The sequence below is a fragment of the Pseudanabaena sp. UWO311 genome (assembly GCF_006937785.1).
In the GTDB taxonomy this organism is placed as follows: domain Bacteria; phylum Cyanobacteriota; class Cyanobacteriia; order Pseudanabaenales; family Pseudanabaenaceae; genus Pseudanabaena.
Genome location: NZ_SJEE01000005.1, coordinates 160,690 through 177,383 on the forward strand (window position 1 = coordinate 160,690; position 16,694 = coordinate 177,383).

Sequence of the window (16,694 nt, forward strand, 5' to 3'; positions counted from 1 at the left end):
TATCGGAAATGCGTTATGAGAAACACACCTTTAATCCGAAAGACTAAAGACAGTCAGCAATTCTCATTAACAAAATTGTTTTCATAATTTGAATTGCTGGAAAGCATTGCTTTCCAACTCCTTTAGTATTTTGGGTTTGATATCATTAAGTAAAGTATTTGTTTTGGGAGAATATTTGATAATGACAGCGATCGCTCCTCCCCCTATCAAACAAAAGGAAAACTTAGCAGATTCACGATCCCAGCAACTCATCACTGATCAGTGGGTTAGTGCAACGTGGGACGAGTTTGTGCAGGTTCTCGAAAATCCTCTGTATGCAGAATCTCGTTGCTATTACGACACTAATCAAATTAAGCAAATGAGGATTGAAACTATGCCTGTGGGTTCAGAACATGCTGATGACAATACTCTGATCATCTTTGCGATTAGTTTATACTGCACATTAAAAAATATTCCTGCGAGAGGTTTGACCAATTGCAGCTATGTCAAAACAGGATGTAAAGGCTGTCAGCCAGACATCTCGTACTACATTGGTGAAGTTTCAGCCCGCGCACCTCGCAGTAGTTCCATCGTCAGTCTCGATGAATCTCCTGCACCAAATTTGGTGATTGAAATATCTAGTTCCACAATCAATGATGATTTAGGGAAGAAGCGCTTGCTGTATGAGCAGTTAGGTACTAGTGAATATTGGGTGATTGATGTCCAAGAGGTGAAAATTATCGCCTTAGAAATGTTAGAAAATGGGGGCAGTCGTCAAATTACCTCATCTAAATTATTAGGTGGACTAGAGATCGCTGATCTCGAAGCTGCACTAAAACTCAGTCGCGAAAAATCTCAATCTGAAGTTGGGTCATGGCTATTACAGCGCTTTGCACTCTAAAACCCGAAAAGAGAGTTGAGGCGTTTCGAGCCTCAACTCTCTTTTCGGGTTTATAAAATTCGATGAGTATTTTAAATGAGGCGCTATACTATCTTTAGACATTAAACTGCATACTATTTTCTAATTTAGTTGCTTACCTTCCTTTAAACATTCATAGTTGGAAAAATGAGCGAACCAACTCCCTACGAAAAATTAGGAGTCAACGACGAAGCCTCCTTTGAAGAAGTGCGCGATGCACGCGATCGCCTATTGCGCGAAAGTGAGGGGGATGAGTCTCAACAAGAAATTATCGAGGTTGCTTACGATGCCATCCTCATGGATCGTCTACGCGCCCGAAAAGAAGGCAAGATCGCTGTCCCCGATCGCATTCGATATCCTGAACGGCTATCAGCGGCGATCCCCGCTTCTCTCCAGAATAATACACAGCGTCGCGCCCCATCTTGGCTGTCGAGATTATGGGACAGCCCTAGCCAAAAAGATATTTATATTTCTCTAGGAATTTTTGCGGGACTTAGTGCAGTCAGCTTTTTCATACCCGCAGTCACGACTACATGGCTATCGTTTGGGTTGATTGCCAGTGTTATTTTGCTAACCCGCAAAGAAAATCGATTTGGACGTGCTTTGCTGATATCCCTATCAGGAATTACTGTCGGAGTATTGTTAGCAACTTTAACTAATCAAGTTTTAATAGTATCCCGTTTAGTAGGAAGTGGATTTTTCCCTAGTCCGATCCAGACAGTAATTATTTTGTTGGTGATGTGGCTTCATGCTTGTTTCTTAAGATAAAAGCGATAAGCCGCTAGTGATTAGCTGTTAGCTGTTTAGATTGCTTTGCAATCTTTGGTAAACTCAAATATATTTTAAAAGCCTTGCAAAGCAGGGCTTTTAAAATATATTTGGACAAGCTAAAAGCTAACGACCAATCACTAATAACTTCAAAAAAATAAAACACTTATGTCACCTACATTTTTTGGGATCGCACAACTTAATCCCGTAATTGGTGACTTGCTCGGTAACTGCGATCGCATCCTAACTGCTGTCCAGAAATTAGCTAAGCAAGGGGTGCAGCTAGTGCTGACACCTGAGCTGTCAATTTGTGGCTACCCACCTCGTGACTTGTTGATGAATCATCAATTTGTGCGCGATATGGAAACTGCGATCGCTGAGCTTGCTAGTAAACTTCCCCCCGATGTTGCAGTGCTAGTGGGAACAGTATCAGTAAACCCTCAGGCTAATCAATCGGGAGGAAAACCTCTATTTAATAGTGCAGCCCTATTGCAAGATGGCAGGGTTCAGCAAGTTTTTCATAAACGGTTGTTGCCAACCTATGATGTATTTGATGAAGATCGTTATTTTGCGGTGGGAAATGGGAGCAATGTTTTTACACTCAATCTGAAAGGGGGAGCCTCTCTAAATATAGGTGTAACCATTTGTGAAGATATTTGGAATGATGAAAAATTTTGGGGAAAGCGTAACTATGCTGATGATCCTGTTGCTGAACTAGCCACGAATCATGAATTAGATTTGCTGCTTAATTTATCGGCTTCACCCTATGCGGTTGGTAAGCAGAAGTTACGCGAATCGATGCTAAGTCATAGTGCGATCATGCATAACTTGCCATTGCTTTATGCTAATCAGGTCGGGGCAAATGATGATCTAATTTTTGATGGGCGGAGTATGGCATTTGATCGCCATGGCAAAATAATTACCCGTGGGAAGAGCTTTGAAGAGGACTTGCTGGTAATTAATCTAGATGAGGTAAGCCTTGATTCATCCAGATATGAAAGTGATGACGCAGAAATTTTTGCGGCTCTGGTGCTTGGTGTGCGTGACTACGTCCAGAAATGTCGATTTCGTCAGGTGGTGATTGGTTTGAGTGGCGGCATCGACTCGGCTCTAGTAGCCGCGATCGCAGCAGAGGCAATTGGCAAAGAGAATGTGTTAGGGGTACTGATGCCTTCTCCCTACAGTTCTACACATTCAATTACCGATGCGATCGCCTTGGCTCATAACTTAGGAATCTCTACGCAAACAATTCCAATTCAGCCAATGATGGAAGCCTTTGACGCTAGTCTTGCCAATCTATTTGCGGGGCAAACTAGTGATGTGACTGAAGAGAATTTGCAGTCGAGAATTCGCGGTAGTCTGCTGATGGCAATCTCTAACAAGTTTGGTCATTTACTCCTTTCTACAGGTAACAAATCAGAGGTTTCAGTGGGGTACTGCACACTTTATGGTGATATGAATGGTGGGCTTGCGGCGATCGCAGATGTCCCCAAAACAAGAGTATTCTCTATTTGTGAATGGCTAAACCGTACTAATTCTAATTTATCGATTAAACAAGGAATCTCTGAAGTAATTCCTGTGAATATTATTACCAAGCCGCCCAGTGCTGAACTCAAGCCTGATCAACTAGATCAAGATTCCCTTCCTCCCTATGACATCCTTGATGATATTTTGCACAAGCTGATTAATCAACATCTCGCTGCTGCGGAAATTATTGCCACAGGGCATGAGTCAGCGATCGTCGATCGCGTAGTGCGTCTGGTCAAAATCGCAGAGTTTAAACGCCGTCAAGCTGCCCCAGGATTGAAAATAACTAATCGCGCTTTTGGCTCTGGTTGGAGGATGCCTATCGCCAGTAAAGTCACCTCATTATAGACTTTTGAGCTTTTTTGAGCAGCACATCCTACGAACGTAATTCTCAAAAATTATTTTGAATTGATATTTGCTATCGATTTCAAAGAACTTGTTGACATCTCTATCTGTGGGAGTAAGGAGTCTCAGACAGGAATATTGAGAAAGATATACAATGTAAGGCTAAGGCTATTGCACCTAACGATTGATTTGTATATTTATTCCTTCCAGCTCTTTACGATTAAGCTCAATCCAGTAAATTTTTAACAATGTTACTTCGCGACACTGTTATACCAATTCACAGAAGTGTTGTCATACTTTTGAGAATTAAAACCCTTACAGGGTTTCAATCCTCAAAATGGCTATACCATTTTGTGTTTTGGTATTAAAAATTTTATTGAGCTTTGTTTGATTGTAAACAGCTATAAGGAATGGGTTCTTAATCTTTCAGATTGTTTCTATAAAAGTATTTGTAAAGCAAATTACATCGCTTTGCCTACGGCAAAAGTGAAAAGTTTAATTTGATATTCGTTATATTGGGCTTAACTAAATGTATACAGTTTTAGAAGCGATCGCTACCGCGAATCCACCTTATAAACTAACACAGGCAGAAGCTGCTGACTTTATGTTAAAGACAGAAAGTTTATCCGCTTCCATTAGAAAAAGAATTCCATCGATTTATGCAAATTCAGGAATCGATTATCGCTTTAGCTGTATTTCAGACTATGGTGGCGATCTCCAAAATTTTGAATTATATCCTCATAATTGGGAACTCAAGCCCACACCAACTACATTTAGCCGCAATCAAAAATATGAAACCTATGCACCGAAAATCACTCTGCAAGCAGCACAACAAGCGATCGCTGAAGCCGAAAATCTTAATACTCAAGACATCACCCATTTAATCGTCGTCAGTTGTACTGGCTTTTCTGCCCCTGGCATTGATATTCACCTCATCAAGCATTTGGGACTTTCCTATACTGTTTCGCGTACAATGATTGGCTTTATGGGCTGCCATGCAGCTTTTAATGGACTCAGAACTGCTCATGCCATCTGTCAGAGCGATCGCCAAGCTAAAGTTCTCTTAGTCTGCGTTGAGCTATGTTCATTGCATTTTCAAGTCGCTGACACCTTAGAGAATACAATTATCAATGCCATTTTTTCCGATGGAGCTGCTGCCGCGATTTTGACTTCAAGTCCATTTGCTCAAGCGGAAGGAAAGCTCGCTTACACCGATGGATATAGTTTGCTAATTGAAAACACTGAAGAACTAATGAATTGGACAATCGGTGATACTGGTTTTTTGATGGGCTTATCACCAAAGGTTCCTGAAGTAGTAGTATCGCATCTACCTGATTATTTACAAGCTTTCTTAAAGCAACATCATCTCACGACCAATGATCTGGATTTTTGGGCAATTCATCCAGGGGGAAGAAAGATTATTGAAAATATTCAATCAGCTTGTGAACTTAGCGATCTCATGGTGGCTGATTCCTTTGAGGTCTTGCGCCGTTATGGAAATATGAGTTCGCCGACAATTTTATTTATCCTCAAACAGATTTTAGATAAGCATCAATCAGGAGTGTCTGCTCCCTTTCAAAATGGGATTGCCTTAGCCTTTGGCCCTGGATTATCGATTGAAGGCTGTCTATTTCAAAAAGTCTAAGCGTATAAAGCCCTACAATGTAACGCCCGCGCAGCGGGCGTTACATTGTAGGGCAATAATTCACACAATTAGGAACATATATGCCTTCATTCCAAATCCGTACTAATCAAGATGAATTGATGGATGATTTTTCAATTCAGGATGAGCGACTTACTGACGCATTAGAGCAACTGCGCCCGATCAATCAACTACTGGGCGGATATGCAACTACGATGGAAATCCTCGCGCCCTTTCTCAAAGCCCGATCGCAATCAAATCAAACAACACGCATTCTTGATATTGGTACTGGTATTGGCGATTTTCCTGAATATATTGTGCGTTGGGCGGCGGCTCAATCTCCTGTAATTAATGTAGAGATTGTGGCGATCGATGCTAATCCTGTCACGGTGGATTATGCCCGTGAAGCTTTAAAAAAGCGATTGCCAACAGATCTACAAGCAAAAATCAAAGTGGAAGTTGCGGATGCTTTGGCTCTACCCTATGCTGATCAGGAGTTTGATGTGGCGATCGCCGCAATGTTTTTACATCATTTTGCCCATGAGAATGCAGCACAAATTGTGCGATCAATGCAGCGGATCTCGAAGCATGGCATTCTAATTAATGATTTACATCGTCATCCTTTTGCCTATTATGGAATCTATGCGCTAACAAGGCTACTACCTGCTGTGCAGATGGTTCGCAATGATGCCCCGCTTTCGGTTTTGCGCGGATTCAAATCCTCTGAATTAAAAAGCATCGCCGAATCCGCAGGATTGATTAATTTCGCGCTCAAATGGCGCTACGCCTTTCGCTGGGTCATGAACACAATAAAAGTTTAACTTCAGTAAATCTTGTTTGCGGACATTGGACAGTTATACCAAAACATAACATGGCTAAGCCATGTTGTGTTTTTAAAACCCCTACTGGGTTTGTTTTTTAATTCACAGAAGTGTTGCCACACTTTTGTGAATTGGTATTAATGAGTGATGGGTAATAAAACGTCCATTTCATAGGGACCAAAAAGATGTCAATACGTCAATCACGTTTTAGCTATCCAATGTTCTTCTATATAACCGAATTAACTTTAAATTAGAACCTTAAGGATTGAGAGAACAAAGCGCTCTCAATCCTTAAGATAACAACAAAGCCTCCGCTAGTTCCTTATCCATTTGTTCCGCAGATGCGATCGCATCGGTCATGATTTGTCTCGGACTAATGCCATTGTGATAAGCCGCCAACCAACGTTGAGCTTCATTACCTTGTTCGAGAATCTTTTGTAATGGCGATAGGAAACACCAGACTCCATTATCCTTAGCACGCGATCGCAACTCTTCATAGAGATTAGCAATCCATTCCCTTGCTGTAATTTGTTCGCCAGTTTGCCAATGGGTCAAAACTGCATCGAGACTATTGATTGCAGCGGCAACTTCATTTTGATCAGCGATCGTAGCCAGTTCATCGGGTGTGAACTTGGTCGCATTGGGCGCAAGTGGATCAAGAGTTGACCCTATCCCAGCTTCGAGAAATTGATTGAGACGCATTTCTAAAAGAGCAGTGATCGCAAGTAATGCGACTGGATCGATAACTAAATCAGAGATTCGTAACTCTAAACGATTAAGATTGTAAGGGCGATTATCGCCATTCGGGCGCACCGACGACCAGAGATGACGCACATTTTGCATCGTGCCTAACTGTAATTGCTGTTCTGTCCATTCCACAAAATGACGATGGCTGCTAAATAATGGAACTAGCTTCGGTGTTTTAGGAAACATCTGCCAGCGCGAAGAATGAAATCCAGTAGCTTTGCCATCAAGGAATGGAGAAGCGGCACTAAGAGCAAGATAGAGAGGTGCTTCCAGACGGATCAAGCGACAGGCAGCAATTAGTGACTCTAAGTCAGGGATACCGACATTAATATGAATACTTGCTGTGACTACATTAGTACCATAGGTCTGTTCGATGTAGGTGTGATAAGGATTTTGTGGATCAGAGCGATAGAAATGATCAACCCCACCCAAAGCAAGTGTACTCCCCGGCATCAAAGTGTAATCACCAAGCGATCGCAAATAGCTGCGTAATTTCTGACGTGGCTCCACCAATGCCATTAACAACGGCTCATACTTATGAAAAGGTGGCGTAATGTATTCAACGTTGCGGCTATCTGGTTCACGCACAAACCCATTCAGATTAGCCACAATGCGATCGCTAAAGCCCACCACATCCCCCGTCTGTGTAGAGGTGTAGATTTCCACTTCAAAGCCTTTTGATAAAAGCACGGGAGTTTCCTTTTGCTATAGTCACTATCACTAGCCTACCTTGCAATGCGATCGCTTTAAAGATGCCTTAGGACATACAAACCAAAATCCTAAACAGAGAAAAGGGACGTTTTGCGTCCCTTTTCTCTGTTTTGAATAGGGTGAGCCCTGCTTTTCTAACTCTTCATGCGTTCTTTCATCTTTTTTGCGGCCAATGCGTAACCACCATCAGCGCCATCTACAAAATGGACTTGACGACCATCGCGCTCAAAGACTAAGCAAGTCATCAGAGCGCGATCGGATACATGAAAGCCATATACTAAACGACCTTCTTGAAATTTCTTTTCTAAATAATCAATTATTTTCTTGCGCTGTTGAGTTGTTCCAGAAATAACCATTCGCAGGACATCATCAAATTTTTTGAAGTCGGTGGACTCTGAAACTATTTGTTTATAATCACCCCAATTAAATTGCCCAGTTTTGATGTTTAAAGACATCAGAACATTACCAAACAAATTAATCAAGCGTATTTTCCATAGGTATAAAATTCGTTTCAACCAATTCTTAGAAGCCGTAAAGACTCGGGTTTCAGATGATAAGTTCTTTTCCCCAAAGGCAAGTTGTAAATTTGCTGATACTACAGGATGGCATTCTGTGCCTTTTCCATAAATGCGATCAATTTGGTTAATTACCTCTCGGTAGAGATTATCAACTTGGCTTTGACTTGGTGCGGTCACAAATATGATCAAACTGAGAATCTCTTCATGGCGTGTGGGAATATCCTGCCAACGGCATTCTAAACCAGAGAAATCCGCGATCGGATAAGAGTTTTTGTGTCTAGGACTGTACAAATCCGTTGTTGCTTGATCCTTGACCAAACGTGTCGCATAGCTGATGCCGCCGCCCCTGAGGATCGCTTGGTCATAGTTTTCGGAGATACGGAGTTTTGCAACCTTAATTTCATAGTTTGATGTAATTGCCGATAACGGGACAATACCTATGCGTAGTAAAAGATTAAATTCATCTGCTGCTAATTTTTGCACATCTAACAATGCTTGCTCTACTTCTGGGATAAATGGGGGGGGGATGAGAATAGATGCTCCATCACCACCAAATACAAAGGGAATCTCTAATTCTCCAACTATATTCAAAATCACAATAATTGAACAAGCACCTAAGAGATTAATATCTTTGTACCTGCCATCCTCGATCGCTTTTGTTGATTCAGCAATATCGGTAATAATCGCTGCCCAGTCACTGGGAACTGCGTAAAAATTCTCACTATGGGTAATATCAGCAAAATTCTGAAGAAAAGGTAGATCGGCATAAAAATTTTCAGTATTCATGGTTATTCGTTGATATTCTTAAATATTCATGCCTATAAACCTGAATACGAGCAAATTATCTCTATTTTATCAATAAAAAATAGACAAGTATAACCGCCAGTTGGCTGTCATACTTGTCTATTGAACTTTGCTCATCTCTAAAATGCTATGGCTTCCTGTACAAAATTTGTTATAGCTGTCGCTAAAACTCAGTTATAGAGAGGTGCAGCGCAAAGCACCGCACCTCTCTATAACTGAGTTTTGATCAGGGTTCATTCCCATTCAATAGTGCCAGGTGGCTTAGATGTAATATCTAAAACCACGCGATTGACACCTTCCACTTCATTGACAATCCGATTGGAAATCGTTTCCAATAGATCGTAGGGAACTCTTGCCCAATCCGCAGTCATACCATCCTCACTAGTAACTAGACGCAACACGATAGGATGGGAATAGGTGCGCTTATCGCCCATCACTCCCACGCTACGAACGGTAGGCAATAGCACCGCAAAGGCTTGCCAGAGGTTATTGTATTGACCTGCACGATTGATCTCTTGGCGTACAATTAAATCAGCATCGCGTAAAGTATTCAGGCGATCGCTGGTAATATCTCCAATAATCCTAATGGCTAAACCAGGTCCGGGAAATGGCTGACGCTTCACAATCTCTTCGGGAAGTCCAAGCGCTGTACCAACCTTCCGTACTTCATCTTTGAACAACTTGCGAAGTGGTTCCACTAAAGTAAAGCGAAGATTATCAGGTAAGCCACCCACATTGTGATGACTCTTGATTTTGACAGCAACACGTTTACCAGTGACAGGATCAGCGTTAGTGTCAGCCGATTCAATTACGTCTGGATAAAGAGTGCCTTGGGCAAGGAAATCAAACGGTCCTAATCGCTGTGATTCTTCTTCAAAGACATTGATGAATTCACTGCCGATTAACTTCCGTTTCTGCTCAGGCTCGGTAATACCCTTAACTCTTTCAAGAAATCTTTCACGAGCATTAACATACACAACATTAATGTGGAACTGTTCTTCAAAAAGTTTGACTAGACGCTCTGGCTCTAGCTTACGCATGAAGCCTTGATCGATAAACATACAGGTGAGTTGATCACCGATCGCCCTATGCAATAGAAAGGCAAGTGTTGAAGAATCTACACCACCTGATAGTGCGAGTAAAACGCGCTTATCGCCAACCTGAGCGCGAATTTCACGAATTGAATTTTCGATAAAAGCATCAGTTGTCCAACTTGGCTCGCATTTGCAAATGTGATAGACAAAATTGCGAATCATCGCCATCCCACCTGTGGAATGTACGACCTCAGGATGGAACTGAACACCGTAAAGATTTTTTTGGTGATCAGCGATCGCGGCACAGGGAGTATTTGCTGTATGAGCTAAAATTTCAAATCCTTTAGGTAATTCAATGACAGAATCACCATGACTCATCCACATCGTGATGCCCGTATCTACATTAGTTAGCAGATCTGTGGGATCATCAATTTGCAGTTCAGCTTTACCATATTCTCCATGCTCAGCAAGTTCGACCTTGCCGCCGAGTTGCTTTGCCATCAGTTGCATTCCATAGCAAACACCTAAAATAGGTATGCCCAAATTAAAAATCTCAGGATCGCATAGCGGAGCGCCATCGTCATAGACAGAATTCGGTCCACCTGACAAGATAATCCCCTTAGGATTAAGCTTCAGTAAATCTTCGGCTGAGATATGATAAGTTAGAACTTCAGAATAAACTTGTGTCTCACGTATACGTCGAGCAATTAGCTCTGAGTACTGAGAACCGAAATCAAGAATAGCAATCATTGAACGACTAGTTATATTATCTGTGGTACTTTCAGGATCTGGGCTGGATGAATTTATACTAGATGAAAGCGCACCTTCAAGATTTAGTAAGACATTCGACGATGTTGGAGGAGAAGAAACCACAGTAGATACCTCTATCTTAATGAGATAGCATTTAATGCGATCGTAAGGCTTTCAGTAAGCCTATCGCGGCGAAAAAAGTAGCTATTCCTACAATGCTAGCAAAACGGTACGTACTTATGGTGAAAAAAATGCGTAAAAAAGTTATGACTGCGATCGCATTGCTGCCAATTTTGGCGCTGCCAGTTTTTGCAGTTAGCAATCAAAATTTTACTTCCAGCAATTTTCTAACTTCTTCAGCAGAAGCAGTACAGTTACGCGATGGCAAAACCTATTTTGTGCAATTGCCATTATTTTTGGGTGCTGAGACTACTATAAATCGCATCTATTCTTGGAATGCGACATATTACTTTGCGATCGCACTACCACAAAATATGGGTGAGCCTCTACAAAAGTTAGAAATTTCTCAGACAGAAGGCTTTGATAAGGTTGATTTTTATAGCAATGAAACAATTGCTTATTTGCAATCTCCATCAGGAGATCGAGTTACCATCTCCAGTAAAACTGAAATTTTGCCACGTCAAGATAGTGATCGCCCAAAAATCACAATTACCTTTGATCCCCCAATACCTGCGAGCAATGAGCTTAACAGTAAGCTAGTAGTGGGACTTCGCCCAGTCCGTAATCCTCGCTATGATGGCGTTTATCTGTTTGGAGTGACCGCATTTCCACAAGGCGATCGCCCAAATTCACAATTTCTTGGTTATGGCAGATTAAGTTTCTACGATTTGCGTTACTAAGGAATCTAAAACTAGTTGGACGGGCTTTGCCCGCCCAACTAGTTTTAACAAATTATTTAATTCGCAAAGCGCTTTCATAAAACACCCAATTGGGTGTTTTATGAAAAACATTGACGTTTGCTATACACTATTGGCAGATAGTAACTAGATATTTAACTATGACCTTCACAACAGAATCGCCAATAACTCCTGTAGAAGCAGAATCTAGTTTTGCACCACCGACTAATCACATTGTGCAAACGATCCAAACTGTCATTGCCAGTATGGATGCTGAAAATTCGGCTCTTGAAAACCAAACCGAGGATACGTGGAAATTTCAATATGGCACTGTAGAAGTAGTTGTCAACATTACTGGAACTGAGCCTAACGATACCTTCACGGTTTTTTCGACGGTGCTTGCCGCCCCATTTAAAGACGAAGCAAAAATGACACGCTGGCTTTTGGAAAAAAATGCTGCTGATACATTTGAAGCTCGGTATGCGATCCAGAATGATCAAGTTTTGGTGTTGTGTTCACGCTCTGTGGAAGACCTTTCACCTGCAGAAATCTCACGGATCATCACGATTGTGGCAGCGATCGCCGATGAAAATGATGAAGTATTAAAAGAAAATTTTGGCGTTTAGAACTGTGTTTTAGTAAGAAAGCACCGTTTGGGTGCTTTCTTACAATTTTTATAAATTCATGAACAAACTATGGGAGCTTCTTCCTTATTCTGAAATATCGGGAAAGCTACAAATGGCTCTTGATAATTCTTTGCTTGATCGCCATAGCCAAGATCCTCAATCGCCATCGATTTTACGATTTTATCGCTGGAGTCCATCTGCGATTTCCTTAGGTTTTAATCAAAAGCAATATCCTATTCGCTGGAATGAGATCGCTCAAAAACATAATCTCGACATCATTCGTCGTCCGAGTGGGGGTCGTGCTGTACTTCATCAAGGAGATCTTACCTATGCATTGATCACCAGCGCTGATATTGGTGGGGATCAAGCTGGGGAGTTTGAAGATAATACCTTTGGCAGAAAGCGCTCGCATCGTGAGATCTATGAATATATCAGCGGATTTCTAATCCAAGGTTTTGCCGAATTGGGGGTTAATCTAAGCTATGGAAAAGCAGGTCGGGGCTATATTCATAATCCTAGTTGCTTCTCTACGGCAACCAATGCGGACTTAGTAATTGCCGATGGACGCAAACTCGTTGGTAGCGCTCAAGTTTATCGTCACAATTCAGTATTGCAGCATGGATCAATCTCGATCGCTCCAAACTACAAGCTACTAACGGAGCTATTTCAAGCGGAAGTTCCCATTGTTGGGTACCAAGAACTTGCATGGAATAACCATAAAGACATAACAGCAAAACTCATAGATGTTCTATCACAGTCTGCCCGGGATTACTTTCAGGCGGAGTTCTTGTAGTTCTGTTTGAGTCAAATTTCGCCATTGACCAACATTCAGATTCGCTAGGCTTAAATGGGCAATCGCTACCCTTACTAAGCGCAAAGTAGGGAATCCCACTGCTGCTGTCATTTTTCTAACCTGACGATTTTTCCCTTCTGTTAATTTTAGTTCTAACCAAGCTGTGGGAATGCTGGCTCGAAAGCGAATGGGAGGCTTACGCTCTGGTAAGTCTGGCTCGGTATCTAATAACTTAGCGATCGCAGGTTTAGTCTGATAGCCTTTGAGCATGATCCCATTGCGTAACTTTTGCAAAGCCTCTTCTGTAGGAATTTTCTCTACCTGTACCCAATAAGTTCGTGAATGTTCAAACTGGGGATCGATTAAACGATGCTTTAACTGTCCATCATTAGTCAGCAGCAATAATCCTTCGCTATCAAAATCCAAGCGACCTACTGAATAAACTTCAGGGATATCTATATATTCTTTTAAAGTTGGGCGCGGAGATATACTGTCATCAGTAAACTGACAGAGCACACCATAGGGCTTATTGAAAAGAATATATTGGCGATCGCTCATAGATTTTTTGATAATAAAAAAGCTCGCTTCGCGAGCTTTTTTATTCTATAGCTATAGCCTAGCGTTGAGGTGAACCAAACACCTGTACCCAATAGTGTCGATAGCGAGAGTTTGGCGCATTCTCATATCCAAAGCCAATTTCAGTAAATCTACTATTGAGAATATTAGCGCGATGCCCAGAACTATTCATCCATTGCCGAATCGTCCCTTCAGGTGTTGCTTTCCCTGCAGCAATATTTTCACCTAACGCGAAATATTTATAACCAGTCCCCTTAGCACGATCTGCCATACTGGAACCGTTAAGCCCCGTATGACTAAAGTAGTTATTTCTTGCCATATCTCTCGCATGGGACTGAGCAGCTTTTGTCAATTGTGACGAAAGCTTAAGAGGTGATAAGCCTACTTTTTGGCGTTCTAAGTTAGTTAGCTTGAGCAACTCAGTTTCAAAACTGCCCCGATTAGTACTTTGACTTATATTAGTAGACCGTATTGGTGAAATCTGGTTTTGTTGCTTAGCTAAAGATGTCGCATCCAGATTAGGTGCGATCGCAATTACCCCCCCAAACGTCAAAAGGCTACAACAGACTAAAAAAGTTGATTTCATAAAATTAGTTACGAAACTTGTGAATAAATACACATGATTATTGACTTTACCTTCCTCTAAGGGTTCCCATATTAAAGCCCTTAAATTACAGACTAAAAAATATTGATTTTAAAAACCACTCCTTTCCCACTAATCATTCACAGGGAAGGGAGCATGAGATCGCGCTCTCTATCTTCATATAAATTGACATTCATCCTAGGTTTCAATATCGATATATCACTCTATTTATAGATGACGATCCCCTTTAGTCAACCTAGTGTGAGATATCCATAGATTCAAAAATGTAGAATTCAAGTATTAAACATGATTCATCAACTAGCAGTTCGCTTAGGTGTGTCGTGTGTGCTGCTCGCAACATTGCCTCTCGCTACAGACGAAATAGTTAAGTATGTTCAAGCTCCTCATATCTTTTCAGGAATTGGGGCGATCGCCTCATGCTTTGGAGCCTGTGTACCAGTTTTAACCTTATTCCGCAATTCCGACTAAAATTCTTACAAAAAGCTTGCGAAGTAAGCTTTTTGTAAATTATGCCCATCGCCCAATCACAATTCTCACAGTCCCGTCTTCTAATACTTCTTGCTGCTCAATCACAAATCCCTGTTGAGTGGCACTCTCTAAAACAGTTCTAGCCGCATATTGCTGATTAAGTTCTCCTAGAAATTCCTCGACATTCATTGCTACGCCCCACATATCAGCAATGAGTTCATAGCGATCGCCTGCTTTCCGAAAGCCAATGTCATAGGCATTAGGCATAGGGATTACATAATTGGCTGTAGTAGTGTCACCAAGGTATCCGCGCACTAAAGTGTTTAGCTTGACAGGATAGCCCAGCGATTGGAGCGCTTGTTCTAGCAAGTCACCATTTTTGATTTCAATGGCGATCGTGGTGAAGTGAGACATAAAATTTGAGAATAGAGCGCGTCTGCCATTTTCTCTATTCTAGGTTAATTGCAAACTTTCGTAATTCTTGAAGTAATTGTTCATCATTTGATGCAGTCCTAGCACCAGACTCAGCAGCCCATTGTTTGAGAGATTCGATCTGTTGTGAGGCGATCGCGGCTAATGGCACTGTCTCCTCGATCGCACTAATGATATCTTCGGTAGTGAAGTCTTCACGATTGCCACTGCTACCTCGTCCAAAGGCTCGATGGATACCGTCAATGATGACTTGCTCTATTTCAGCGCCGCTAAAATTTTTGGTGTGTCGAGCTAATAAAAACAGATCAAATTCACGCAATCGGCTGGGGCGCAATTTTTGTAAATGCACCTTAAAAATTTCTTGGCGTTCAGACTCAGTGGGTAAATTCAAAAAGAATATCTCGTCAAATCTACCTTTTCGCAACAGTTCGGCTGGCAAAATCCTTACATTATTAGCCGTGGCAACAATAAAAACTGGGGCTGTTTTTTCCTGCATCCATGTGATTAATGTTCCAAATACGCGACGACTAGCTCCAGAGTCTCCATCTACTGAAATATTCGCATTACCAAAAGCTTTATCGATCTCGTCGATCCACAAGACGCAGGGTGCAGTTGCTTCAGCAAGTTGAATCATTTGCCGCATCCGACTCTCGCTCTCCCCCACAAAACTTCCAAATAGTCGCCCAATATCAAGACGCAATAATGGTAATCGCCATTCATTTGCGATCGTCTTCGCCGATAGTGACTTACCAGTACCTTGAATACCAACCAATAAAACACCCTTTGGCGTGGGGATACCATAGCGTTTCGCCTCTTCTGTGAAGGCATCTCGACGAATTCGTACCCATTGCTTAAGATTATCTAACCCACCAACATTTTTTAGCGATTCATTAACTGTAAAGAATTCCAAGATGCCTGTTTGCCTGATTGCTTGCTGTTTTTCAGCTAATACCGCATCTATATCTGAATCATTTACTTGCTCTTTTTCAGCGATCGCTTTAGCTAACACCCTTTGAATCCTTGTTCTACTTAGACCCTGACAAGCTTTGACCAGTTGCTCCCAAGCCAAGTTTGACAAATTGAGTTTATTAGACGAAATCTTTTGTTTGATTAAATATTCGATTTCTGCGATCGCAGGCAAAGGAAAATCTATCGCGGTAATTTCTTCGGTTAATTCGGGAGGAATCTCTAGTACATGACTAGTTAGTGCAATCGTCCGACGATCAAGTTTGAGATCCCTAGCTAAGTTTTTAAGTTCGCGAATAATTGGAATATGGCGATCGTGATGGGGATATTTCAGGATTGGATGTAGATCCCTCAGTATGTACAAAACGTTATCACCATCCTTAGTTGCCTTATCCCGTTGAGCTATCCGAGACAAAGCCGCCATCACCGATCCTTTATCGGCGTTATTGTCACTCCAGCCTCTTGCTATATCCCAAAACAATATCCTGCGGCTAGGGCTAGATTGTAGAGCTACCTCTGACAAAACATCTTCGACTGGCTCTTCTTCGGCAGTAACTATATATATAAGCGGATATTTGGCGCGGAGCAACAAATCAAACTGCTCTATCAGAGCTTGATAAACTCTACTTTTGCTTGAAAATATGGGATCTATTGGCAATTGTGGCGACATATTGGCAAGTATAGCAATTAACAAATTAGGGTGGGCAATGCCCACCCTACCTAATTTTTTAGAACAATTATCGAAAGTGTGACTACACTTTCGATAATTAAAAATCAAACCCAATAAAGTTTGTGGATTTTCAAAAA

The 16,694-nt window shown here is 41.6% G+C and carries 16 protein-coding genes; 9 read left to right on the forward strand and 7 right to left on the reverse strand.

Annotated elements, in window-relative coordinates:
- Nucleotides 1-181: 181 nt before the first annotated feature.
- The 5 genes from PseudUWO311_RS06540 to PseudUWO311_RS06560 all read left to right on the forward strand — a co-directional run bounded on the left by PseudUWO311_RS06540 (nucleotide 182) and on the right by PseudUWO311_RS06560 (nucleotide 6,001).
- On the forward strand, nucleotides 182-880 hold the full coding sequence (locus tag PseudUWO311_RS06540) for a Uma2 family endonuclease (RefSeq protein ID WP_142654393.1): 699 nt from the start codon (nucleotides 182-184) through the stop codon (nucleotides 878-880).
- 165 nt (nucleotides 881-1,045) lie between these two features.
- Nucleotides 1,046-1,666, forward strand: a complete 621-nt coding sequence (locus tag PseudUWO311_RS06545; protein WP_142654394.1) for a CPP1-like family protein — start codon at nucleotides 1,046-1,048, stop codon at nucleotides 1,664-1,666.
- Nucleotides 1,667-1,834: 168 nt separating this feature from the next.
- The gene (locus PseudUWO311_RS06550; RefSeq protein WP_142654395.1) at nucleotides 1,835-3,541 is read left to right on the forward strand and encodes an NAD+ synthase; all 1,707 of its coding nucleotides are present in this window, start codon (nucleotides 1,835-1,837) and stop codon (nucleotides 3,539-3,541) included.
- Between the two features lie 526 nt (nucleotides 3,542-4,067).
- Complete coding sequence (locus PseudUWO311_RS06555) at nucleotides 4,068-5,183, forward strand: type III polyketide synthase (protein ID WP_142654396.1); 1,116 nt, start codon at nucleotides 4,068-4,070, stop codon at nucleotides 5,181-5,183.
- Between the two features lie 80 nt (nucleotides 5,184-5,263).
- Nucleotides 5,264-6,001 carry a methyltransferase domain-containing protein gene (locus PseudUWO311_RS06560; protein ID WP_142654397.1) on the forward strand — a complete coding sequence of 246 codons (738 nt, stop codon included), beginning with the start codon at nucleotides 5,264-5,266 and terminating at the stop codon, nucleotides 5,999-6,001.
- A gap of 291 nt (nucleotides 6,002-6,292) precedes the next feature.
- On the opposite strand, the gene gshA is transcribed toward PseudUWO311_RS06560, so the two are convergent.
- From gshA to guaA, 3 genes are all read right to left on the reverse strand, one after another.
- Complete coding sequence (gene gshA, locus PseudUWO311_RS06565; protein ID WP_142654398.1) at nucleotides 6,293-7,438, reverse strand: glutamate--cysteine ligase; 1,146 nt, start codon at nucleotides 7,436-7,438, stop codon at nucleotides 6,293-6,295.
- Between the two features lie 155 nt (nucleotides 7,439-7,593).
- A complete protein-coding gene (locus PseudUWO311_RS06570) occupies nucleotides 7,594-8,763 on the reverse strand; it encodes a DUF3095 domain-containing protein (protein WP_142654399.1) in 1,170 nt (389 codons plus the stop codon).
- Nucleotides 8,764-9,014: 251 nt separating this feature from the next.
- On the reverse strand, nucleotides 9,015-10,565 hold the full coding sequence (guaA, locus tag PseudUWO311_RS06575) for a glutamine-hydrolyzing GMP synthase (protein WP_142654449.1): 1,551 nt from the start codon (nucleotides 10,563-10,565) through the stop codon (nucleotides 9,015-9,017).
- A gap of 251 nt (nucleotides 10,566-10,816) precedes the next feature.
- Between guaA and PseudUWO311_RS06580 the strand changes: the two genes are divergently transcribed.
- The 3 genes from PseudUWO311_RS06580 to PseudUWO311_RS06590 all read left to right on the forward strand — a co-directional run bounded on the left by PseudUWO311_RS06580 (nucleotide 10,817) and on the right by PseudUWO311_RS06590 (nucleotide 12,841).
- Nucleotides 10,817-11,425, forward strand: coding sequence for a DUF2808 domain-containing protein (locus PseudUWO311_RS06580; protein WP_223807469.1), 609 nt, complete (start codon nucleotides 10,817-10,819; stop codon nucleotides 11,423-11,425).
- 158 nt (nucleotides 11,426-11,583) lie between these two features.
- Nucleotides 11,584-12,048: a YbjN domain-containing protein gene (locus PseudUWO311_RS06585; protein ID WP_103667314.1), complete on the forward strand. Its 465-nt coding sequence runs from the start codon at nucleotides 11,584-11,586 to the stop codon at nucleotides 12,046-12,048.
- Between the two features lie 58 nt (nucleotides 12,049-12,106).
- A complete protein-coding gene (locus tag PseudUWO311_RS06590) occupies nucleotides 12,107-12,841 on the forward strand; it encodes a lipoate--protein ligase family protein (RefSeq protein ID WP_142654401.1) in 735 nt (244 codons plus the stop codon).
- Here PseudUWO311_RS06590 and PseudUWO311_RS06595 read toward each other — a convergent pair.
- Together PseudUWO311_RS06595 and PseudUWO311_RS06600 are read right to left on the reverse strand one after the other, a co-directional pair.
- A complete protein-coding gene (locus tag PseudUWO311_RS06595; protein ID WP_142654402.1) occupies nucleotides 12,800-13,399 on the reverse strand; it encodes a pseudouridine synthase in 600 nt (199 codons plus the stop codon). The genes PseudUWO311_RS06590 and PseudUWO311_RS06595 overlap by 42 nt on opposite strands.
- A 58-nt stretch (nucleotides 13,400-13,457) precedes the next feature.
- Nucleotides 13,458-14,003 (reverse strand): CAP domain-containing protein, encoded by a 546-nt coding sequence (locus PseudUWO311_RS06600; RefSeq protein WP_142654403.1) that lies wholly within the window; start codon nucleotides 14,001-14,003, stop codon nucleotides 13,458-13,460.
- A gap of 303 nt (nucleotides 14,004-14,306) precedes the next feature.
- On the opposite strand from PseudUWO311_RS06600, the gene PseudUWO311_RS06605 reads away from it, so the two are divergent.
- Nucleotides 14,307-14,489, forward strand: coding sequence for a hypothetical protein (locus PseudUWO311_RS06605; RefSeq protein ID WP_142654404.1), 183 nt, complete (start codon nucleotides 14,307-14,309; stop codon nucleotides 14,487-14,489).
- 39 nt (nucleotides 14,490-14,528) lie between these two features.
- Here the strand turns inward: PseudUWO311_RS06605 and PseudUWO311_RS06610 are convergent, their stop codons facing one another.
- Both PseudUWO311_RS06610 and PseudUWO311_RS06615 read right to left on the reverse strand, forming a co-directional pair.
- Nucleotides 14,529-14,903: a DUF1257 domain-containing protein gene (locus tag PseudUWO311_RS06610; protein WP_142654405.1), complete on the reverse strand. Its 375-nt coding sequence runs from the start codon at nucleotides 14,901-14,903 to the stop codon at nucleotides 14,529-14,531.
- A gap of 34 nt (nucleotides 14,904-14,937) precedes the next feature.
- Complete coding sequence (locus tag PseudUWO311_RS06615; RefSeq protein WP_142654450.1) at nucleotides 14,938-16,557, reverse strand: AAA family ATPase; 1,620 nt, start codon at nucleotides 16,555-16,557, stop codon at nucleotides 14,938-14,940.
- Nucleotides 16,558-16,694: the final 137 nt, after the last annotated feature.